This is a genomic window from Pseudomonas sp. 1L-C-7-B-C1 (assembly GCF_057291635.1).
Window position 1 is genome coordinate 88,332 of record NZ_JBXAWH010000009.1, and the last position, 17,942, is coordinate 106,273.

The window sequence follows — 17,942 nt, forward strand, 5'->3', positions numbered from 1 at the left end:
GGCTAACGATTGCTTCCAATATATTGTTCGACCTGTTTGATAGGTTTAACGACCCAATGGAATCGCCATGGAATTGCGTCATCTGCGTTACTTCATTGCCGTTGCTGAGGAGCTGCACTTTGGCCGTGCCGCGCAGGCCCTCGGTATCTCTCAACCGCCGTTGAGTCAGCAGATCCAGGCGCTGGAGCAAGAGCTCGGCGCGCGTCTGTTTGAGCGGACCAATCGGCGGGTGGAGCTGAGCGAAGCGGGCCGGTTGTTCCTTGACGAAGCACGGCTGGTGCTGGCGCAGGTTGAGAAGGCTTCGGACGTGGCCCGGCGTGCGCAGCTGGGGGAGCTGGGCGAATTGAAGATAGGCTTCACGGCGTCCGCACCGTTCACCTCAAGCATCCCGCAGGCCATCTTCGCGTTTCGCCAGCGTTACCCCGCGGTGCATCTGGCGCTTCAGGAAATGAGCAGCCGGGAAGTTGCCGAGCGGCTTGAGAACGAGTCGATGCAAGTGGGCATCATGCGGCCCCTGCCGTTGCCGGATTCACTGGTCGCCGTGGAGCTGCTCCACGAACCGTTGGTGGCGATATTGCGCTCGGACCATCCGCTGGCCGAAGGCTCGGAACGCGGTATTCATCTGCGTGAACTGGCCAGTGAACCGTTTGTGTTCTTCCCGCGCAGCTACGGCAGCGGGCTTTACGCACAGTTGCTGGATCTGGCGCGGGAGGCGGGCTTCAGCCCGTTGTTTACTCAGGAGGCGGGTGAGGCGATGACCATCATTGGTCTGGTGGCAGCTGGGCTGGGCGTGACGGTGCTACCGGCGTCGTATCAACGCATGCGCATCGACGGGGTGGTGTACCGAACCCTTCTGGATGCGCAGGCGACGTCAGCGGTATGGTTGGTGCAGCGCAAGGATCAGAAATCCCCGATGGCCAAGGCGTTTGTCGAACTGGTGACGCGCAAGGCGGGGTAACTGATCCGGAGCGGGTGGGATTGTGGGAGTGAGCTTGCTCACGAAGACTCAGGTGGGTTCGCCGATGATTTGTCGGTTGAACCGCCCTCTTCGCACGCTAACTCGCTCCACAACGTAACCGTGCAAGCCAGTGAACCACGCGAGACGCGTTAACTCACTGGCAAAAACTTACTGCACCTTCGCCAGATCACCCTTCAACGCAACGCCTGCCATTATGGCGCCAGCGTGGCACTCATAGGTGGCCGGGTCTTTGCGTTCGATCTTTTTGTAGTAGCTGGCGATGTTGACCACTGCGTTGGCGCCTGCGCCTTTTGCGGCCTCATTCAGTTGCAGGATCGCGGACTGCAAGACCCATTCGCAGGCGTCGTTGTCACTCTTGTTGAAAGCGTTGGTTTTCTTGTTGGTCACCACATTCGGCGACAGCACGGACACCTTGCCTTTTGGCTGTACGCCAGCGAGATAGAACTTCACGCTGCCGTCGAGTTTTTTCTCCTGGGTCATCTGCGCGACCACCTTGTCGAACGGTAGATACAGCGCCGTGTCCCGAGCCTGGCTGATGCCCGGCAGTGTGCACAAAACGACGGCGGCCGTTGCTGCCCAGACTTTCAATTTCATGGTGTCGCTCCTTGAGGTGTTTAACGGGTGTAGAAGATCAGTGGAGTGCCCCGTCGGGAGCGTTTTCCGTTGCGCCGGCGGGTTGAACGAATTACGGGGTCAAGACCAACGCCGGAAAATCAACGACGTGTTGACCCCGCCGAAAGCAAAATTGTTGTTCATCACGAACTCGTGGCTCATGTGGCGCGGCTCGCCGCGCAGGTAGTCCAGCTCGCCGCAGCGACTGTCGACCTCGTCGAGGTTGAGCGTGTGGATGTAGCGGTCGCGGTTCATCATTTCGATGCTGAACCAGGACTCCAGCGCACCGCAGGCGCCGAGGGTGTGACCCAGGAAACTCTTCTGCGAACTGATCGGCATGCGCGAGCCGAACAGGCTCTGGGTGGCGAGGGTCTCGGCGATGTCGCCCTGTTCCGTTGCCGTGCCGTGGCCGTTGACGTAACCGATGGCCTCGGGCGGCAGACCCGCGTCTTCCAGCGCCAGTTCCATGGCCCGGCGCATGGTGACCTGCTCGGGGCGGGTGGTGTGCACGCCATCGGCGTTGCTGCCAAAGCCGACGACCTCGGCGTGAATCTTCGCCCCCCGCGCCAGCGCATGTTCCAGCTCCTCAAGCACCAGCATGCCGCCGCCTTCGCCGATCACCAGACCATCGCGCCCGCTGTCGTAAGGGCGAGGGCTGGTGTGCGGCGCATCGTTTTTCAGGCTGGTCGCGTACAGCGCGTCGAACACCATGGCCTCGGTGGGACAAAGCTCTTCGGCACCACCAGCGAGCATCAACGGCAGACGCCCGAACTTGATTGCTTCATAGGCATAGCCCACGCCCTGGCTGCCGCTGGTGCAGGCACTGGAAGTCGGGATCAGGCGGCCGGTGAGGTTGAAGAAGATGCTGATATTCGCCGCCGTGGTGTGCGGCATCATGCGCACATACGAATTGGCATTGAGGCCTTCGGCCACGGAATTCAGCAGCATGTTGCCGAAGGCCTTGATCTCGTCGGTGCTGCCGGTGGACGAACCGCAGGCCACGCCCATGCGCCCGTCACGAATGATCGGATCGCCCAGCAAGCCCGCGTCACGCAGCGCCTGTTCGGCGGCGCCGACCGCCAGTCGCGACACCCGGCCCATGCTGCGCAGTTGCTTGCGCGTCCAGTATGAGGGCACCGCGAAATCATCGATGGGTCCGGCCAGACGGGTGTTGAGTTCGGTGAAGCGATCCCATTCGTCCATGCGCCGGATGCCGCTGCGATTGCCACTGAAATTGGCCTCGATGCTGGCCCAGTCGCTGCCCAGTGACGTAATGCCGGCCATGCCGGTGACGACGACGCGTTTCATCAGCACAGGCCTCCGTTGACGGCCAGCACCTGGCGGGTGATGTAGGACGCTTCCGCCGACATCAGGAAATTCACGGCGCCAGCGACTTCTTCCGGGGTGCCCATGCGCTGCGCGGGGATCATCTTCATCAGTTCATCGACCGGCACGTTTTCGTCGAGCATGGCCGTGTCGATAAGCCCCGGCGCAACGCAGTTAACGGTGATTTTGCGTTTGCCCAGCTCGATCGCCAGCGCCTTGGCCGCGCCGATGACGCCAGCCTTCGAGGCGCTGTAGTTGACCTGGCCGCGATTGCCGATCAGCCCGGACACGGACGTGATACAGACGATGCGTCCGGCGGCGCGGCGACGGATCATCGGCATCATCACCGGGTGCAGCACGTTGTAGAAGCCGTCGAGGTTGGTGCGGATGACCATGTCCCAGTCGTCATCGGTGAGCGCCGGAAACGCGCCGTCCCGGGTCAGGCCGGCGTTACAGACCACGCCGTAATAGGCGCCGTGGGTTTCGACGTCGGCTTCAAGGATGACCTTGCACGCAGCACGGTCGGCGACGTCGAATTGCAGAACGCGCGCCTGACGCCCGAGCGCCTCGACTTCACGCTGCACGGCGTCAGCTTCGGCCCGGCCACTGCGGCAGTGCAGGACGATGTCGTAGCCGGCCCGGGCCAGGCGCAGCGCGATGGCGCGACCGATACCGCGGCTTGAGCCTGTGACCAGAATTGAGTCAGTCATGTGCGGCTCCTTCGGCCAGATAGCTCGCCGATTGTGGCGGGCAATAAACATTGAGTCGGGCGCTGACCTGAATGCCGGCACCGCTCAGAGAACACTCGAACACGCCCATGCCGCTGTCGTCCTGCAAGGACCGCCGCGCATGAATGGTCAGCTCGCTGCCAACCGGAAAGTGCTCGACGTTGCATTCGAATTTGCGTGTGCCCAGCAGAAACCCCAGCTCAACCGGGTCACCCTTCACCCGTGCCTGACAGCCGGCAAACGCCGCGACGCTTTGCGCCATGAGTTCGATGCCGACCCAGGCCGGCATGCTCCCGTCAGGGCGATTGAAAAGCCCGCCGGGCCGAACGATGACGCGGGTGTGAATCTGCTCTTCGTCGAACGACAGCACTTGGTCGATGAGTACCATGTCGCCGGCGTGGGGCAGTAAATCAGCCGGAGGCCACGGGCATGAAGGTGCAGCGGTCATGGCTGCTCCCCGATGATCAGGCTGACGTTGTTGCCGCCGAAGGCAAAGGAGTTGCTCATCATCCGGCGCGGTGAATCAGGCTGAAGGGCTTCGTTTGCCTTGACCCAGTTCAGCCCGGGCAGGCCTGTATCGGCCTCGCCATCCCACACATGAGGCGGCAGTTGCCCCTCGGTATTTTCAGGGGCGAGTGCCAGCCAGCAGAACGCGGCTTCCAAGGCCCCGGCGGCCCCCAAGGTGTGCCCGCTCATGGGTTTGGTGGACGAGCACGCCACGCCATCGGGGAAGACGGCGTTGACCGCGAGACTTTCCATCGCATCGTTGTGCTGGGTCGCGGTGCCGTGCAAGTTGAGATACGCGATGTCCGTGGGCGCCAGGCTGGCGATGGTCAGCGCCTTGGTCATGGCGTCTCGCGCACCGCGGCCGCTGGGCTCGGGGGCGGAAATATGGTGCGCATCCGAACTGGCCCCGGCGCCCAGCAAGGCAATGCGGTGGTCGTTCGCTGGCTCGCGGGTCATCAGAAACAGCACGGCCGCTTCGCCGATATTGATGCCGTTGCGATTGCGCGAGAACGGGTTGCAGCGCTCGTTCGCCACCGCTTCAAGGGACGAGAAGCCATTGATGGTCAGCTTGCAAAGGCTGTCGACGCCCCCGCACAAAACCGCGTCGCACAGGTTCATATCAAGCAGCCGACGCGCACTGAGCAGGGCGCGGGCGCTGGAGGTGCAGGCGGTGGAAATCACGTAGGCCGGGCCGCTGAGGTCCAGCCACGACGCGAGGAAGTTGGCCGGAGCGCTGAGCTCCTGCTGGCGATAGTCGTAGCTGTCCGGAAAGGTCTGATCGGCCAGGTAGCTGGCGATCCCGCGGCTCGCTTCGTCGATGCCCGAGGTGCTGGTGCCCAGAATCACGCCGATGCGGCCACGACCATAGCGGGTGATCGCCTGCTGAATGTCAGGCTCGATCTGGAGGGCGGCGGCGAGCAGCAGCTGGTTGTTGCGGCTGCTTTGTTGACCGAGCGTCGCAGGGATCGTCGGCAGCAGGCTCTTCACGCCGGCCACGGGCAGCGAGCGTTCGGGTATCCAGCCGCTTTCCGAGCGCATGCATGAGGTGTCCCCGGCGAACAGCGTCCGGGCCACGCTCTGGCGGTCGTCCCCTAGCGCGCAGATCAACCCCAGAGCATTGAGGTATGCCGTCATTGACTCGCCTTGCCTTCGAGCGGACTGACGACGTATTTCAGTTCGCCGCTTTCCATGCTGATCTTGAAGACGCCCTCGGAGGCGTAATCGACGAACCAGCGATCATCCAGGCTGCGCCCATACGGACGCAGCTCGACGCCGGGGTATTCAAAGCGCACTTCTTTCAGTGACGTCAGGGCAAACAGCACGGCCGCGAACAACTCGCGCGCTTCAGGATTCGGCGGCAGCAGACCGTCGGCCTTCCAGCGATCTTCGCGAAGCTGCTGACGCGCAACGGGAATACCGAGGGGGTCCATCAACGAGAAGCGCAGGCCGTGGCGTTCCTTCTGGATCACCATCAGCCAGTCCTGGCGCTGGCCGGCCTGTTCGCGCTGCACATGCAGCTGCACCGGGAATTTGATGTGGGGCGTTTGCGCAGGGAGCGGCGCATGGCTGGCGCAGCCACTCACCAACAGGACGCAGAGCAGCAGAAAGGCGCGAATCATGAGGCTTTACCTTCTATGGGGGCCGAGAGAGGTTTGCGTGCGACGACATTGATCAGCGTCTCTTCACGTTCCCCAAAGGGCTTGGGTTTGACCAGTTTCAAACGTTCCAGCAGACCGAAATCTTTGGCCCGGCTCCACCAGAGGTAGGGGTACGAAACGTTGTGCGCAGTGAAATGAAAACCTTCATTGCCCAGCATGTCCAGGTATTGCGCGGCGCTTTTCTGCACATGCATCGGATGGCGGAAGAGCCAGCGAATCACCCATGTGTCGATGTAGGCCTCGGTGGACTCGGCGAACAGCAGATAGCCGCCGGGCTTGAGCACCCGATAGAATTCGGCGAGGGACATTTCCTGCTCGACCAGATGATGGAACGTCTGGTGGCAGAAGACCATGTCGACGCTCGCGTCCGCCAGTGGCAAGTCTGCGCAATCGCTGCCGATCAGCTCGACGTTCAACCCGCGACGCCTGGCCTCTTCAGCGCTGAGTTGCAGGCTGAGCGGGTCGGCGTCGATGCCTAAAATTTTCGCCGGGGTGAAAGCAGTGTGCAGGTACTGAAACGACTTGCCCTGCCCGCAACCGGCGTCCAGCACCACCGGGCTCTCCGGCAGCGGTTCACTGAACAGGCTGCGCAGGTCGTCGATGGCCACCCGCAAAACGCGGTGCTGCCACGTGTGACTGCGCAGAAAAAGAAAGCCCAGGCGCGTCTCTTCGACGTAGCTATCGCTGAAATACTGGCCGCTCATGGCCGTGGGCTCGCGCAGATTTCGGCGAGCATGCGCAGGCGACGCTTGGGCTCGGCGACGAACGGGTTGCGCTCATCCCACGCGTACCCGGCCAGGATCGAACTGATCATGCGGCGTATGTCGGGTCGGCTGTCCGGATAGAAAATCACGTCCTGAAAACTGCCCTCGTACCAGCCTTCGACGTAGGCACGGAACGTGTCGACGCCGCGTTTCAGCGGCGTGGCGAACTCGCTTTCCCAGTCAACGGGCTCGCCTTGCAGCTGGCGATGAAGCACTCCGGCCGCCGTGCTCGCCGAGCGCATGGCGATGGTGACGCCAGACGAAAATACCGGATCAAGGAATTCAGCCGCATTGCCGAGCAGGGCGAAGCCTTTGCCGTGCAGGGTTTTGACGTTCGCCGAATACCCGCCGATGCTACGCGCCGGGGTGTCCCAGACAGCGTTTTGCAACACGCGGCTCAGGCTTGGGGTCTCGTCGATGAACGCGCGCAGACAGGCGTCGAGGTCATCGGGCTTGTCCACGAAGCGCTCGGCGGACGCCACGACGCCCACCGAGCAACGACCGTTGCTGAACGGAATAGACCAGAACCACACGTCCTTCAGGGTCGGGTGAACGGTCACCAGAATCTTTTCGCGATCAAAGCGTGGGTCGTCGATGCGGTCTTCAACGTGGGTAAACACCGCCTGACGCAGGGGAAAGTTCGACGGCGCCTCCAGGTCCAGCAGGCGCGGCAGCACGCGGCCATAACCGCTGGCGTCGAGCACGAACGTCGCTTGCACGCGGTAGCCTGTGCCGTCTTCGCGCTGCACGTCGAGGGTCGGCTGCTCGCCGGAGAAGTCGGCGGCGGTGATGGTTTCCCGGTAGCGAACTTCAACGCCCTGGCGCTCGGCCTCGTCGGCGAGCAGTTTGTCGAAGTCGGCGCGCTGCACCTGAAAGGTCGTGGGCTTGCCGTTGCTGAAGGTGTCGCCGAAGTCGAAGGCGCTGTATTGCTCACCGCAGGCGAACGCCGCACCGTTTTTCATCTGGAAACCAGCGGCGTTGACCGCTTCCAGCATGCCCGCTTCTTCGACGAAATCCAGACAATGGGACAGCAGGCTCTCGCCGATGGAGAAGCGCGGAAACTGCTGGCGCTCGATGATCAGCACATCGTGGCCCTGACGTTTGAGCAACGCAGCGGCGATGGCTCCGGCTGGACCGGCACCGATCACGACGATCTGGCGACATTCCATTTCAGCTATTGGCACAAGGTTTCCTTTTCGAGTGTTCGACGACATCGACGTCATGCAAATCAAGAGGGCGATTCATGCCCAGGAGGGCAGGCAATAGGGTGGCGATCAGGCTCATGAGCATCAGCGCGAAATACAGCGACGGGCTGATCAGCCCTTGTTGCAACAGCAGATTGAGAAAGACGATTTCGCTGAGGCCACGGATGTTCAGCAGCAGGGCTTCCTTCCAGCGCACGGCACCCGCAAACGACGGCGCCGCCCAGCGCACGCCGATCCAGTTGCCCAGCAGTTTGCTGGCGATTGGCAGCCCGATCAGCGCCAGCAGATTCAATCCGCCCAGTTCGCCGATGGCGCTGTGAATATTGATCTGGACGATGCCGAACGTGAGGATCAGCGGGATCGCCACGTAGTGCTGCAGCGCCTTGAGCCAGGCGGCTTTCAGCGGCAGCGCAAAGGGTTGCTTGAGCGCGTTCATGCACAGCAGATAGCCGATGCCGACGATGAGCGCGTTGAGGCGGTAGTGCTCGGCGACCATCAGCAGCAGAAAGAAAACAGCCCCATAAACCTGTGGCTGGCGAACCCGCAGCAGCCATAACAGCAGCGGCACGCCGGCGAGCAGCAACGGGATAATCAGACTGGTCAGGTGCAGGCTGCCCTGGGCCAGCCCGAACAGCCCCCAGCAGGCCAGATCGATCAGGATCGCCGTCTGCACCAGACGTCGCGTGGCGTGCAGCGGGTAGCCGATGTGATTGAGATAGAGATACAGCACCGGAATGGCGGTGATGGCGAACACCAACCCCAGCGCCAGGCTGCTTAGCCAGCTCGATGCCGGCAAAAGCCACACGGCGCAGGCCATGCCGCAGAGAAAGGGTACGCAGAAGCTGGGCAGCGCGACTTTGAGGCTCTGCGGGTCGAGGCGCACATCGATCACGTCGCTGAGGATGTGACCGAGCACGACCGCGAAGCTCACGCCGTACAGGGTTTTCAGCCAGACCGGCGAGACCAGTTGCGCGCCGGTGAGCTGCCACTGCGCTTCGACGAGGAACAGCATCAGCAGCGGGATGGCAAACGTCGCCAGCAGCAACTGGCTGACGATGGGGATCAGGTTCAGTCGAGCGCCAAGCCGGCCGGCCAGCGCGAACAGCCCGAGCACCAGCGCCCAGAACGCGACAATCATCACGAGCGCGCCCCGTGCTGCCGACCGGCCCAGGGCGCCAGAATGAAGCTGAAGGCCAGACCGAGGCTCACCGACAGCCCGAAATTGCTCACCGCCGGGGTGCTGGAGATCGCCAGCAGACCGAACGACAGCCACGTGGTCGCCGCCGCCAGCAGCGTGCCCAGCAGGCTCACGGCCGCGCCGCCAATCTGCTCGCGCATGAGGATCGCGTAATCGACGCTGATCGCAGTGACCAGCAGCAGACCGAACAGGCTGAACAGGGTCAGCGGCTGACCCAGCCAGCCGAGGCTCGCCAGACTGCACACCGCCGCGAGCAACGGCAGGGCAATCACCCGCAGCGCCCCGCGCAGACCGAATGGCAAAATCAGCAGCAGAACGATCAGCACGCAGGACGCCAGCTTGAGTTCGGCGGCGCTGATCTGGGTGGCGGCAAACACCTTGTTCAGGTCGCCAAGACGGTCCACCAACTGGACGCCCGGAAGGTCCTGCGCCTGCACGCGGAGCAGCGCCGCATCGTTCAGGCCCTGCAGGCTGACGATTCCGGCCACGCCTTGATCGTTGCTGCCCAGCCACAGCAGGCGCCAGGGTTCACCCAAAGGTCCGCCCAGCACATCGTCGATGCCCTGAACGGGAAGGGCGCGCAGGTTTGCCAATTCGTTATCAAGCACCTCCGGTGGCACACCCAGCGCTAACAGCGGCTGCCAGTGCGCAGGCAGCGTGTCGAGGGCGGCGCGCGCAGCCTGTTGTTCAGCGGGCGTCGCCACCAATTGGTTGAGTGACAGATAACCCTGCAGCTTGCCTTGAGTGACCAGTTGATCAAGTCGCTGGCTCAGCGCGGTCTGACGCTCCAGCAGTTGCTGCTGATCGGCGGCGCGCACCAGGAAGAACTGGCTGGTAGGTTGATAACCGGTGATGCGCGCCACGGATCTGGCCTCGTCGGTCAGGCTTTGTGGCGCGGCGATCCATTGGCGGATGTCGTTCTTGGTGGTCAGCTGTAGCAGGCCTGCTGCGCAAAAAATGAGCAACGCCCCCAACAGCACCGGCGTGCCCACTCGAGTGAGCAGTCTGGCGCGTGCGTTCATCAAGGCTTCAGCGATCTTCAGTGGCCATTGCGCAGGTCGCAACTCGACACCGTTGAGCAGCGCCGGCAGCAGGCACACCGCCGTCAGATAAGCGCCAACCAGACCGGCCGCCGAGAACACGGCGATCTGGGTCAGGGCCGGGAAGGGTGTCCAGGCGAGGGCCAGATAGCCAATGCAACTGGTGGCCAGACTCAGGCTCAGACCCGATAGCGTCAGGCGCAACGCCGGCCAGCTGCGCCAGGGTTTCAGGCTCCAGCTTTTCGAGAGGTAGTGCAGCGGATAGTCCACCGCCACGCCGATCAGGCTTGAGCCCAGCACCAGCGTCATGACGTGCATCTTGCCAAACAGCGCAACGCAGGCCGTGGCGCCGAACAGCATGCCGACCATCACCGGAACGAACGCCAGCAACACGCGCCAGCGTTTGAACGCCAGCAGCAGCAGCAACAGGATGCCCAGCGTGGCACCGCCGCCGACCCAGGTGATTTCCCGGGTAGCCTGTTGCTGGCCGTGGGCGGCGTACAAGAGTCCGCTGGCCGCCAGTAATTGTGCGTCTCTGGCGCTCGCCTGTTGGCGCGCCTCGTCCAGCAGCGCTGAGACGTGCAGCGGCAGGCGCATGTCGAAGGCGTCGGCGCGGGTCCGGGCGCGCAGCAGCACCCAGCTCTTGCCGTCGGCCTTGGCGATCAGCGCGCCGCTGCCAATGTCCAGTTGCACCGAGCCGTGCATGGGCTGGCCGTTCTGGATGCGCCCTGTCAGCCCGAGCCAGTCTTCCTGGCTGGGGACAAGACTGAAACCGCCAAACGGATCGAACAGGCTTTGTACGCGCTGTTGAATAAAACCTTCCGGATGCTCGATGAGTTCGGTGCGGTCCTTGGGCGGCAGCATCGCCAGACGACCTTTGAGCAGTTGCTCACGCAGCGCCGGAAGATCGGCCTGCACGTTCCACTGGACCTTTTCGAAGAGCCCACTAGCCTGCCATTTGTCGCTCAACTGCCGCGCCAGCTCGACGGCCTTTTCGGCATCGGCGTGACCCACCAGCACCAGCATCTCGCGGTTCATCGGCTCCTGAATGCGTTGTTCGGCGCGCAGCTCCAAGGCATCCGGCGTGGTGCCGGGGACCAGTTCCATGAGGTTGGCCGACAGCGGCGCGCCATGACGCCATTGCCAGCCGGCGAGTGCGAGCACGGCCAGCAAGGCAATCAGGAAAAGGCGCGGCAGCAGGCGTTCAATCGGCAAAGTCAGCGCGCTCCGAATCGCTCAGCGGTTGGGCGCTGGAGCTGTCGATCATCTTCAGCAGCGTGCTGTCGCCCTGGGTTTCAAGCAGCTCGATACGTTGCACCAGTGCGCCGCCATTGATGTTGATCTGGTTGAACACCTGTTTCAGCAACATCGAGCGCGGCACCAGGGTCAGTTGCCAGGCCTGGGCGTCGCCGCTCAACTGCACGTCGAAATCACGCTGCAGGCCGCTGCTGTCACCTTGTAAAACGGCGAGAAACAGCCGGTTCTGCTCGGCGCCTGCGCTTTTGCCCGGCAGCATCTGCCAGCTGCCATCGGCATCGCGGCGGGCGATGCCGGCGGCGGTGATGCGGTAATCCTGTTTCAGCGGCGTATCGAGCAGCCACAGCAGACCTGAATCTTTCGCCAGTACGAAGTCGCCCTTGCTGGTCAGCGGCTGGGGCAGGGCGCGCAGGTGTTTTTCCTGCACGAAGGCGCCATGAATGACGGCAGGTTTGGCCAGTTGATCGCTCAGTTGCTGCAGATCGAAGGCGTGGGCCAGCGAGGTCAGCGTGAGCAGCATCAAGCTGAGGAGGCCTTTAAAGGCACTCATTTCAAAGCCCTCTCGACCGCTTCCACAAACACCGTGGGGCAGGCCAGTTGCATTTCGCGGGTGTTAACGTCGACGGCCACTTGCACGGTGCTGGCGCGGGTCAGGCGCTCGCCGGTCGCGATGTCGGTGATCAGATAATCGATCTTCAAGCGGTTCTCCCACTCCACGAGACTGGCGCGCACGTTGATGCGCTGACCGAACACCGCGCCGCGCACATAGCGCAGTTGCAGATCGATCACCGGCCAGGCGTAACCCGAATCGAGCATGTGCGTGTAGTTGTGGCCGAGCTTGTCGAGGAGCGCGCAGCGCGCCACTTCCAGATACTTCACGTAGTGCCCGTGCCAGACGACGTGCATGGTGTCGACGTCGAAAAACGGCACCAGGATTTCGGTGTCTTCGTGGATCACGCCTTTGCTACGCATGCAGCCTCCAATGTTGTTCGGCGATGCGCTTCAGGCACAGCCGTAGTTCGCCTTCCAGCGCGCGGTCTTCGATCACCGGCGGGAAATCCTCGCGCAGTTGTTCGTGCATGTCCGCAAGGGCCGGTGGAAGCGGGCGCGCATCAGCGTCGCGACTGCGCAACCAGACGCCCTGATTAGCGGCGATCAGCGTGGCGGCGGCGACCTGCTCGGTCAGCTCCAGCACGCGAATGGCGTCGCGGGCGGCGATGGTGCCCATGCTCACCTTGTCCTGGTTATGGCATTCGGTGGAGCGGGAAAACACGCTGGCCGGCATGGTGTTTTTCAGCGCTTCGGCGGTCCAGGCGCTGGTGCCGATCTGCACGGCCTTGAAGCCATGGTTGATCATCGCGCGGTCCGCCGGGGCGCCGGACAGGTTGCTCGGCAGGCCATGGTTGTAGCGCTCGTCCACCAGCAACGCGAGCTGGCGGTCCAGCAGGTCGGCGACGTTGGCAACCAGGTTTTTCAGGCTGTCCATGGCGAAGGCGATGTGACCGCCATAGAAGTGACCGCCATGCAGCACGCGCTCGGCTTCGGCGTCGATGATCGGGTTGTCATTGGCGCTGTTCAGCTCGATTTCGATGAAGCTGCGCAGCCAGTTCAGGCTGTCTGCCAGCACGCCGAGCACGTGGGGGGCACAGCGCAGGGAATAACGGTCTTGCAGGCGATGCAGCGGGGCGGTCGGCGCGTCGATGGCCAGATCCTTGCGCAGCCAGGCGGCCACTTGCATCTGCCCCGGGTGCGGCTTGGCAGCAAACAGGCGCTCGTCGAAATGCTCAGGGTTGCCTTGCAGCGCCACGACGTTCATCGCGGTGATGCGGGTGGCCAGTTGCAGCAGATAATCGGCACGGGCGAAGGCCAGGCACGCCAGACCGGTCATGACCGCCGTACCGTTCATCAAGGCCAGCGCTTCTTTCGGCCGCAGAACCAGCGGATCCCAACCCAGTTGACGATGCACATCGGCGGACTGGCGGCGCTCGCCGTTGAACAGCACCTCGCGCTCGCCGGAAAGTGTCGCCGCGACATACGAGAGCGGCGTCAGATCACCACTGGCGCCCACCGAGCCCTCTTCCGGAATCAGCGGCAGGATGTCGTGGTCAAGAAACGCCTGAAGACGCTCAAGCAACTCGACCCGAACGCCGGACACGCCGTGGCACAGCGAGCGCAGACGCGCGGCCAGCACTGCGCGGGTGGCCTGGGCATCGAGCAACTTGCCAAGCCCGCAACCATGAAAGGTGTACAGATGGCGGGGCAGCGCTTCGACGTGTTGCAGCGGTACCGCCACCACGCACGAATCTCCATAACCGGTGGTTACGCCGTAAATCACGCCTTCCTTGTCCAGCAACGAATCAAGAAACTGCGCGCCCTTGGCGATGCGCTGGCGGTAGGCGCTGTCGTCCTGCAACGCCGTCGGCCGCTGGCGGTTGGCCAGGGCCAGCACGTCTTCGATACGCAGGTGGCCTTCGCCAAAAATAATGGGCTCAGGTGCTTGGTTCGTCATCGGATTTCCAGAACGGGTAGAAGTTGAACCACTGCTGCGGCGCTTGCACGCAGTAGTGCGCCAGACGGTCGGCGTAGCGTTGGGTCCATTGGGTGATCACTTGCTGGCGATCGCTGCGGCGCCATTCGATGGCAGCGGCGAACGGCTCCAGTATCACCCGGTAACCGCTCGCGGCCTTGAGGCAGAAAATCAGGTTGATCGGGCATTTCAGCAAGCCGGCCAGCAGCCACGGGCCCTGGGGGAACGCAGCCTGATGGCCAAGGAAATCGACCCGTGCATTGCGTCCGCCGTGCAGCGGAACCCGGTCGCCGGCGATCGCGAGCCATTCGCCGCGATCCAGACGCTGACTCAACTGCAGCATGATCGCCGGGTCCAGCTCGCTGACCTGGATTAGCCGCAGATTGGTCGCGCCGGCTTCGCCCAGCAGGCGGTTGAAACGCTCGGCGTGCTTGGTGTGCACCAGCACGTTCATGGTGACTTTTTCGCCAAGCTCCGCCAGCGCCCGACAGACTTCAAGGTTGCCCAGGTGCGCGCCGACCAGCATCTGCCCGCGCTCGCCGCGCAGCTGATCACGCAAGTGCGCGTCGTCGATGATTTCAATCTGCTCCAGACCGAGCTTGCCGTTCCACACATCCAGCTTGTCGAGCAGGGCGTCGGCGAAGGCCATGAACTGCCCGAACACGCGCCAGTGCGTGGGCCGCAGCTCTGGCTGCTGGGTCCAGTCCGCCAGGTGCTCTTGGTACTGCCAGGCGCTGCGGCGAGCGCGGCGGCCGAACAGGAAAAAGTACAGCACGATGCCGTGCAGGATCGGGCTGAGCACCCGGCGACCAAGGACCTTCACGCCCCAGGCCGTAAGCTTCATCAGCAGGAAACTGCCGCGTTCTTCGTGGGCCGCCCAGTGCTGCTTTTGATCGGCGTCACTCATGGCAACCACCGCCGCCAGAGGATCAGCGGGAAGCGGCCGAGCATGCCGAAGAACAGCTTGGCGTGCATCTTCGAGATGAGGGCGTTGTCGTGAAACAGCCGAAAATGCGAGAGGCCGTCCTGGGGATAGTGAACCTTGGTCGGCAGCCAGCGCATCGGCTGATTGCGCCACGCCAGGCGCACAAGGATTTCCGGGTCAAAGTCCATGCGCTTGCCCAGATTCACGGTGTCGATCAGGTGCAGCACCGGCTTGAGCGGGTAGACCCGAAAGCCGCACATGGAATCGGGAATCTGCAAAGACAGGCTGTTGATCCAGACCCAGACGTGGGTCAGGTAGCGCGCGTACAAGCGACCTTTGGGCACGCTGGCGTCGTACTGCGGATAGCCGCAGATCAGCGCCGCCGGGTGTTCGCGGGAATGATCGAGAAACACCGCGATGTCGTTCAGATCGTGCTGGCCGTCGGCGTCGACTTGCAGGGCGTGGCTGAAGCCCAGTTTCGACGCTTCACGCAGGCCGGCCATGACGGCGCCGCCCTTGCCCTGATTGATCGCCAGCTTCACCAGGAAGACATTGGCCTGTTGGGCGAGTGATTCAAGCACAGCCGCGCAGGCCGGGCTGCTGGCGTCGTCGACCAGCACGCAGGGCAACCCGGCGTGCAGCAACTCCTGAACCACAGCCGGTACGGCGAGTTCGTGGTTGTAGACCGGGATCACGGCGCAGGGGTTATGCATAAGCGACCTCTTCCTTGAATGTGCAGAGCTCATGCATCCGCGTTCACCAGTAAAATCCGCCCGCTGGAGCAGGCCGCTTCGCCGTTGCGATAGGCAAAATGCAGCTTGCTGCGCTCGGGGTCGAAACGCAGGGTCAGGCTGATGCGATCGCCGGGGCGCACCAGTTGTTGAAACTTCAGCACTTCCATGCCAGCAAAGCGCGGCGGCAGGTCCATCAGACGCTGGGACAGGTTCATCGCCCAGTCGACCTGCACCACGCCGGGCAGAATCGGCGTGCCCGGGAAGTGGCCGGGGAAATGCGCGAGGTCCAGAGGGACGATCAGCTCCAGACGTAACTCGTCGCCGTGTTGCTCCTGGGCAACCAGATCAGGGGCTTGAGTGCGCGGCGACACCAGCAATGTCTCGATCAGCGCTTGCGGCAACTTGCCCTGGGCATTGAGGGGCAGATGGCTCAGCAGTCGCCAGCGGCGGGGCAATGCCAGCGCTTCGCAATGCGGCACCAGATGCTGACGCAACGCCTGAGTCAGCGCCCGCCGACCCTGATTGCGCAGTGCGTGGACGCCGCTGGCGCTCAACACCACCAATGCGCCCAGCGATGCGCGGTTTTCCCGGACCACGCCCAAGCGTGCTTCGCTGACCCATTCATGGGTCGCGAGTGCTTGCTCCAGAAGCGGCAGGGAGATGCGTTTCTCTTCCAGTTTGACGATGCGGTCCAGCCGGCCCAGCAGCTCGAAACGACCGTCTTCCAGAAAGCGCACCGCGTCGGCTGTCTGTTCGACATGGCCGATCGGCAGGTACGGCGACTCGATCCGCAGGGCGCCGTCGTCGTCCTGACCCAGCGTGACATCATCGAAAGCGCGCCACAGCGGGTCGCCCTGGCGCCAGGCGATGCCGCCGGTTTCAGAACTGCCGAGTATTTCGCTTGGCCACTGCCCGAGCCGCTGATGCAGGCACTCTGCCGCGTCAGTCGGCAGCGCGCCGCCGGACGAAAACACACGGCGCACGGCGCTCAGGTGATTCCAGTCGAGATTGTCGCCCATGCGTTTGAGCAGCGCGGGGCTTGCCACCCAGGCGAAGGATTGGTGCTCACGGCTGACGCGTTGCAAGTCTTCGGGAAACGGCAGTTGCTGACGCACGAAGCTGCGTCCGGCGCACAGCGGCCACAGCACCCGAAACAGCAGTCCGTAAATGTGCTGCGCCGCCACGCTGCCGATGATGCAGGCATCGCCCAGGTCGGCGCCCCACAGGCGTTCGAGTGCACTGACTTCGTTGGCCAGCTGTCGCAGGCGCTTCTCGATCAGCTTGGGTTCGCCGCTGGAGCCGGACGTGCACAGGCTCAAGCTGCACTCATCCAGATCGAGCGCGGCGGGAGGAAGCGGGTCGGCGTTCAGTTGATCGAGCCGAGTGTCGTCCGGCAGATCCGTCAGCCACAGGTCGACATGGCCGGCCCAGCGCAGTCTCGTTTGCGCCTGCAAATCGGCCGGCAGCAACACCGCCACGCCGGCTCGCCATGCCGCGAACAATGCGATGGCCAGTTCAGCGGCGTCTTCCAGATGGACTGCCAAACGTGTCACGCCACGTTGCTGCAGCGCGGCGGCGACACGCAGCGCGCGTTCCTGCAACGCGGCATGGCTCAGCGCGGGAGTATGGGCAACGGCGCGCTGTGGATGAGCGTCAAGCAACAGGTGTTCGAGATCGATCCAGCTCATGCCCGCCCCCGGACGCGCTGACGAACGATCCATTCACCGGCGAACAGCAGGCCCATCAAACCGTAGGCGATGAGCCCTGTGTATAACGTCCACCAGCTCAGCGGCGCCCAGAGGGTCAGGGCGGCGGCGACGAAGCCGTTGAACAGAAAGAACAGGCACCAGACGCGGGTGACCTGACGGGTGTAGCGAACCGCAACGACCGGCAAATCGGGCTCTGTCAGGCGTGCCAGTCGCTCGATCAGCGGCATGCCGCGCATCAGGCTCAGTCCGAACAGGGTCAGCATGAAACCGCTGATCAGCACCGGGTACCAGCGCAGCAATTGCGGGCTGTTGAACAACCCGAGCAGCAGGCAAAAGCCCATCGCCGTCAGCGCCATCGACACGCCGCCCGGACGTCCCTCGCTGGTCAGCGCACGCACCCCCCACAGCGCGCCGAGCAGCAGCGCGAATTGCCATGGGGCGAAATGGCCCATGCCGAAGTAGACGGCAAACGGGTACAGGACGCCTGCAAGCACCAGGACCAGGCCAATCAGTCGACTCATGCGGGGCTGTGGACCAGGCGATAGACCGCGTCGACGACATCGCCCACGGTGCGTACCGATTTGAATTCCTCGGCGGCGATCTTCTTGCCGGTCTTGCGCTTGATGTGGTCGATCAGGTCCACGGCATCGATGCTGTCGATTTCCAGGTCCTGATACAGGTTGGCTTCGAGGGTAACGCGCTCGGGTTCGAGCTCGAACAGCTCAACCATCGACGAGCGCAGGGTGTCGAAGATGTCTTCACGGGATTGCATG

Annotated in this window: 19 protein-coding genes; 1 reads left to right on the forward strand and 18 read right to left on the reverse strand. The window is 63.3% G+C overall.

The window, feature by feature from the left end; translation table 11 throughout:
* Nucleotides 1-67 precede the first annotated feature (67 nt).
* Complete coding sequence (locus AC0Z8Z_RS15195) at nucleotides 68-958, forward strand: LysR family transcriptional regulator (RefSeq protein ID WP_122625545.1); 891 nt, start codon at nucleotides 68-70, stop codon at nucleotides 956-958.
* 168 nt (nucleotides 959-1,126) lie between these two features.
* Here the strand turns inward: AC0Z8Z_RS15195 and AC0Z8Z_RS15200 are convergent, their stop codons facing one another.
* The 18 genes from AC0Z8Z_RS15200 to AC0Z8Z_RS15285 form a co-directional block, all read right to left on the reverse strand.
* Nucleotides 1,127-1,573 carry an excinuclease gene (locus AC0Z8Z_RS15200; RefSeq protein ID WP_122625546.1) on the reverse strand — a complete coding sequence of 149 codons (447 nt, stop codon included), beginning with the start codon at nucleotides 1,571-1,573 and terminating at the stop codon, nucleotides 1,127-1,129.
* A gap of 99 nt (nucleotides 1,574-1,672) precedes the next feature.
* On the reverse strand, nucleotides 1,673-2,899 hold the full coding sequence (locus AC0Z8Z_RS15205; protein WP_485619647.1) for a beta-ketoacyl-ACP synthase: 1,227 nt from the start codon (nucleotides 2,897-2,899) through the stop codon (nucleotides 1,673-1,675).
* Entirely contained in the window at nucleotides 2,899-3,627 is a 729-nt protein-coding gene (gene fabG, locus AC0Z8Z_RS15210; RefSeq protein WP_485619648.1) for a 3-oxoacyl-ACP reductase FabG, read from the reverse strand. Before fabG ends, AC0Z8Z_RS15205 begins: the two co-directional genes overlap by 1 nt.
* Entirely contained in the window at nucleotides 3,620-4,093 is a 474-nt protein-coding gene (locus AC0Z8Z_RS15215; RefSeq protein WP_485619649.1) for a hotdog family protein, read from the reverse strand. Before AC0Z8Z_RS15215 ends, fabG begins: the two co-directional genes overlap by 8 nt.
* A complete protein-coding gene (locus tag AC0Z8Z_RS15220) occupies nucleotides 4,090-5,286 on the reverse strand; it encodes a beta-ketoacyl-[acyl-carrier-protein] synthase family protein (RefSeq protein WP_485619650.1) in 1,197 nt (398 codons plus the stop codon). The genes AC0Z8Z_RS15215 and AC0Z8Z_RS15220 overlap by 4 nt, the downstream gene beginning before the upstream one ends.
* Nucleotides 5,283-5,771 carry a DUF3261 domain-containing protein gene (locus tag AC0Z8Z_RS15225; protein ID WP_122533914.1) on the reverse strand — a complete coding sequence of 163 codons (489 nt, stop codon included), beginning with the start codon at nucleotides 5,769-5,771 and terminating at the stop codon, nucleotides 5,283-5,285. The genes AC0Z8Z_RS15220 and AC0Z8Z_RS15225 overlap by 4 nt, the downstream gene beginning before the upstream one ends.
* Nucleotides 5,768-6,514: a class I SAM-dependent methyltransferase gene (locus AC0Z8Z_RS15230; protein WP_485619651.1), complete on the reverse strand. Its 747-nt coding sequence runs from the start codon at nucleotides 6,512-6,514 to the stop codon at nucleotides 5,768-5,770. The genes AC0Z8Z_RS15225 and AC0Z8Z_RS15230 overlap by 4 nt, the downstream gene beginning before the upstream one ends.
* On the reverse strand, nucleotides 6,511-7,758 hold the full coding sequence (locus AC0Z8Z_RS15235; RefSeq protein WP_485619652.1) for an NAD(P)/FAD-dependent oxidoreductase: 1,248 nt from the start codon (nucleotides 7,756-7,758) through the stop codon (nucleotides 6,511-6,513). The genes AC0Z8Z_RS15230 and AC0Z8Z_RS15235 overlap by 4 nt, the downstream gene beginning before the upstream one ends.
* Nucleotides 7,745-8,920 (reverse strand): cation:proton antiporter, encoded by a 1,176-nt coding sequence (locus tag AC0Z8Z_RS15240; RefSeq protein ID WP_485619653.1) that lies wholly within the window; start codon nucleotides 8,918-8,920, stop codon nucleotides 7,745-7,747. The genes AC0Z8Z_RS15235 and AC0Z8Z_RS15240 overlap by 14 nt, the downstream gene beginning before the upstream one ends.
* Nucleotides 8,917-11,232, reverse strand: coding sequence for an MMPL family transporter (locus tag AC0Z8Z_RS15245; RefSeq protein WP_485619654.1), 2,316 nt, complete (start codon nucleotides 11,230-11,232; stop codon nucleotides 8,917-8,919). Before AC0Z8Z_RS15245 ends, AC0Z8Z_RS15240 begins: the two co-directional genes overlap by 4 nt.
* Complete coding sequence (locus AC0Z8Z_RS15250; protein ID WP_192171191.1) at nucleotides 11,222-11,824, reverse strand: outer membrane lipoprotein carrier protein LolA; 603 nt, start codon at nucleotides 11,822-11,824, stop codon at nucleotides 11,222-11,224. The genes AC0Z8Z_RS15245 and AC0Z8Z_RS15250 overlap by 11 nt, the downstream gene beginning before the upstream one ends.
* Entirely contained in the window at nucleotides 11,821-12,246 is a 426-nt protein-coding gene (locus AC0Z8Z_RS15255) for an acyl-CoA thioesterase (RefSeq protein WP_485619655.1), read from the reverse strand. The genes AC0Z8Z_RS15250 and AC0Z8Z_RS15255 overlap by 4 nt, the downstream gene beginning before the upstream one ends.
* On the reverse strand, nucleotides 12,239-13,783 hold the full coding sequence (locus tag AC0Z8Z_RS15260) for an HAL/PAL/TAL family ammonia-lyase (RefSeq protein ID WP_485619656.1): 1,545 nt from the start codon (nucleotides 13,781-13,783) through the stop codon (nucleotides 12,239-12,241). The genes AC0Z8Z_RS15255 and AC0Z8Z_RS15260 overlap by 8 nt, the downstream gene beginning before the upstream one ends.
* A complete protein-coding gene (locus AC0Z8Z_RS15265) occupies nucleotides 13,764-14,708 on the reverse strand; it encodes a lysophospholipid acyltransferase family protein (RefSeq protein WP_485619657.1) in 945 nt (314 codons plus the stop codon). Before AC0Z8Z_RS15265 ends, AC0Z8Z_RS15260 begins: the two co-directional genes overlap by 20 nt.
* Nucleotides 14,705-15,439 carry a glycosyltransferase family 2 protein gene (locus AC0Z8Z_RS15270; protein ID WP_485619658.1) on the reverse strand — a complete coding sequence of 245 codons (735 nt, stop codon included), beginning with the start codon at nucleotides 15,437-15,439 and terminating at the stop codon, nucleotides 14,705-14,707. Before AC0Z8Z_RS15270 ends, AC0Z8Z_RS15265 begins: the two co-directional genes overlap by 4 nt.
* 29 nt (nucleotides 15,440-15,468) lie before the next feature.
* Nucleotides 15,469-17,148: an ApeI family dehydratase gene (locus tag AC0Z8Z_RS15275; RefSeq protein WP_485619659.1), complete on the reverse strand. Its 1,680-nt coding sequence runs from the start codon at nucleotides 17,146-17,148 to the stop codon at nucleotides 15,469-15,471.
* Nucleotides 17,145-17,690, reverse strand: a complete 546-nt coding sequence (locus AC0Z8Z_RS15280) for a COG4648 family protein (protein WP_122533903.1) — start codon at nucleotides 17,688-17,690, stop codon at nucleotides 17,145-17,147. Before AC0Z8Z_RS15280 ends, AC0Z8Z_RS15275 begins: the two co-directional genes overlap by 4 nt.
* A complete protein-coding gene (locus AC0Z8Z_RS15285; RefSeq protein WP_122533902.1) occupies nucleotides 17,687-17,941 on the reverse strand; it encodes an acyl carrier protein in 255 nt (84 codons plus the stop codon). Before AC0Z8Z_RS15285 ends, AC0Z8Z_RS15280 begins: the two co-directional genes overlap by 4 nt.
* Nucleotide 17,942 lies beyond the last annotated feature (1 nt).

What these genes read in the sequence shown, in the direction of transcription:
- AC0Z8Z_RS15195 (WP_122625545.1), top strand. Translation starts at nt 68, where the DNA reads ATGGAATTGCGTCATCTGCGTTACTTCATTGCCGTTGCTGAGGAGCTG.
- AC0Z8Z_RS15200 (WP_122625546.1), bottom strand. Translation starts at nt 1,573, where the DNA reads ATGAAATTGAAAGTCTGGGCAGCAACGGCCGCCGTCGTTTTGTGCACA.
- AC0Z8Z_RS15205 (WP_485619647.1), bottom strand. Translation starts at nt 2,899, where the DNA reads ATGAAACGCGTCGTCGTCACCGGCATGGCCGGCATTACGTCACTGGGC.
- fabG (WP_485619648.1), bottom strand. Translation starts at nt 3,627, where the DNA reads ATGACTGACTCAATTCTGGTCACAGGCTCAAGCCGCGGTATCGGTCGC.
- AC0Z8Z_RS15215 (WP_485619649.1), bottom strand. Translation starts at nt 4,093, where the DNA reads ATGACCGCTGCACCTTCATGCCCGTGGCCTCCGGCTGATTTACTGCCC.
- AC0Z8Z_RS15220 (WP_485619650.1), bottom strand. Translation starts at nt 5,286, where the DNA reads ATGACGGCATACCTCAATGCTCTGGGGTTGATCTGCGCGCTAGGGGAC.
- AC0Z8Z_RS15225 (WP_122533914.1), bottom strand. Translation starts at nt 5,771, where the DNA reads ATGATTCGCGCCTTTCTGCTGCTCTGCGTCCTGTTGGTGAGTGGCTGC.
- AC0Z8Z_RS15230 (WP_485619651.1), bottom strand. Translation starts at nt 6,514, where the DNA reads ATGAGCGGCCAGTATTTCAGCGATAGCTACGTCGAAGAGACGCGCCTG.
- AC0Z8Z_RS15250 (WP_192171191.1), bottom strand. Translation starts at nt 11,824, where the DNA reads ATGAGTGCCTTTAAAGGCCTCCTCAGCTTGATGCTGCTCACGCTGACC.
- AC0Z8Z_RS15255 (WP_485619655.1), bottom strand. Translation starts at nt 12,246, where the DNA reads ATGCGTAGCAAAGGCGTGATCCACGAAGACACCGAAATCCTGGTGCCG.
- AC0Z8Z_RS15260 (WP_485619656.1), bottom strand. Translation starts at nt 13,783, where the DNA reads ATGACGAACCAAGCACCTGAGCCCATTATTTTTGGCGAAGGCCACCTG.
- AC0Z8Z_RS15265 (WP_485619657.1), bottom strand. Translation starts at nt 14,708, where the DNA reads ATGAGTGACGCCGATCAAAAGCAGCACTGGGCGGCCCACGAAGAACGC.
- AC0Z8Z_RS15270 (WP_485619658.1), bottom strand. Translation starts at nt 15,439, where the DNA reads ATGCATAACCCCTGCGCCGTGATCCCGGTCTACAACCACGAACTCGCC.
- AC0Z8Z_RS15275 (WP_485619659.1), bottom strand. Translation starts at nt 17,148, where the DNA reads ATGAGCTGGATCGATCTCGAACACCTGTTGCTTGACGCTCATCCACAG.
- AC0Z8Z_RS15280 (WP_122533903.1), bottom strand. Translation starts at nt 17,690, where the DNA reads ATGAGTCGACTGATTGGCCTGGTCCTGGTGCTTGCAGGCGTCCTGTAC.
- AC0Z8Z_RS15285 (WP_122533902.1), bottom strand. Translation starts at nt 17,941, where the DNA reads ATGCAATCCCGTGAAGACATCTTCGACACCCTGCGCTCGTCGATGGTT.